The sequence below is a fragment of the Arachnia propionica genome (genome assembly GCF_003932785.1).
GTDB classification, from domain to species: domain Bacteria; phylum Actinomycetota; class Actinomycetes; order Propionibacteriales; family Propionibacteriaceae; genus Arachnia; species Arachnia propionica_B.
On the sequence record NZ_RQYT01000091.1, the window covers coordinates 1 to 2,000 of the forward strand.

The 2,000-nt window shown below is 66.1% G+C and carries 1 protein-coding gene and 1 pseudogene; both read left to right on the forward strand.

The window, feature by feature from the left end; translation table 11 throughout:
* A pseudogene (locus tag EII35_RS16100) lies at positions 1 to 357 on the forward strand (hypothetical protein); the annotation flags it as partial.
* Positions 358 to 484: 127 nt separating this feature from the next.
* The coding region (locus tag EII35_RS15330) for a S8 family serine peptidase (protein WP_185744397.1) at positions 485 to 2,000 on the forward strand (1,516 nt) is incomplete at its 3' end.

The following is a 2,000-nucleotide window of genomic DNA, read 5'->3' on the forward strand; positions in this document are numbered from 1 at the left end:
CCGACGATCACCGGACCCGATGCCCTCACCATCGAGCCCGGCAAGGACCCCCGGCAGGTCATCCGCGAGAACTACCAGGCCACCGACCCCGAGGACGGCGCCCTGGAACTCCAGTTCGACCACACCCGCCTCATCCCGGGCACCACCGTCGACCTGGAGTTGAGCGCGACCGACTCCGCGGGCAACACCACCAGGCGCACCATCAGCCTCACCCTGACCAAGACCCCACCCCCAGCGCCCGGGCAGCCGGGACATCCGGGGACACCGGGTCAGCCCGGTCGACCGGGTGTGCCCCAGAAACCGGCCAAACCCATCCCACCCATCACCCGACCGGGCCTCCCCCGGACCGGGAGTTGAGCAGGCCAAAAGGATGACCCAATGGGGCGAGGATCTCTGTCCTCGCCCCATTGGGTTTCTGGAACACCGGGATAGCCTGTCGTGGGGGTCAGGAAAGCAGAGATGCCAACGACCAGGAGAAAAATCAATGAGAAGAACGCTGGTGGCCGTCACGGCCATCTCGCTGTTCCTTGCTCCGTTCGCCTCACCGGCGAGGGCCGAGGACCCACCACCTGCCTCCCCACCCCCGGCAGCCCAGCCCATACCGAACAGCACGGATACGGAGAACTCGGGCGAGACCCAGACCGTGATGGTGCTGCTCAAGGAGCAGCCGGACTCGCCTGATCCGGCCCTCACCGGGCTCGTCGCCGTCGAACGGGTGCTGACCCGTTGGCAGGACGTTGAGGGTTTCAAGGTCCGCAGGAAGTTCGCCCACCTCGTCACCGGCTTCTCCGCCACGCTTCCCGGACATCAGGTCCAGGCTCTCAGGAGTGACCCGGATGTCGCGAGCGTTCAGAGGATGAAGGAATACCAACCCTTCATGCAGACGGCGGCGCAGATGACGCAGTCCCTGTCGGCCCGCACCAATCTGGGTGTTGACGGGGCGGGAACGGTGATCTCGATCATCGACTCAGGGATCGACCCCACCCACCAGGACATGAGGCTGGACGACGGCGTGGAGAAGAAACTCGCCCCGGAGGGCGACCTCGCCACCGACAAGATCCCCTACGGCTGGAACTACGCCGACGAGAACTCCAACTTCGTCGACACCGGTTCCAACATGCACGGCATGCATGTGGCAGGCATCGCGGCCGCCAACGGTGGCCCCGACGCCGATGCCACCACCAACGGCCGCATCAACGGCATCGCCCCCAACGCCCAACTCCTGGCGATGAAGGTCTTCTCCAACGACCCCGCCAACAGCAGGAGGGCCATGGATGACGACGTCATCGCCGCCATCGAGGACTCCGTGAAACTCGGCGCCGACGTCATCAACATGTCACTGGGCATCTCCAACGGCACCAACCAGGACAGCATCGGCCTGGGCCGCGCCGTCGCCCTCGCCCACCAGGCCGGGGTGCAGGTGGTCGTCGCCGCCGGAAACGAGGCACTCAACGGCTCCCTCACGTCCAACAACGTGGACCAGACCGACATGCTCGACGACGGCACCCTGGGCACCCCAGCCTCCGCCCCGCACGCGTTGGCGGTGGCCTCGGTCGACAACAGCCAGATGCTCGCCACGACTCTCACGGTTGTCAGTGGGGGGACGAGCCTCGAGCTACCGTACCGACTCCAGGCGGGTGAGGTCGATGACCAGACCCACGGCATTGTTTTCGCGGGCCATGGCAGCCCCAGGGACTTCCCTGACAACGCCCAAGGCAACTACGTCCTCATCGAATTCGGGGCGCTTCCTCCCGAGGAGCTGTTCAAGAACGCCACCAGGGCTGGCGCCACCGGTGTCCTCGTCTTCAGCAACGCTGGCATTGGCGAGCAGTTCGTGGGGCTGTCGGGGCTGGAGACGATCACGATCCCGAGTGCGTCCCTGCTCCACTCCTCGGGCGAGCAGATCCGTCAGGCCATCGAAGCCGGCGGCGGCATCGCCCAGATCACCCTCAGCAAAGAACTGAAGACCCTCCCCCTCACCGAGCAGGCGACGCCGTCCC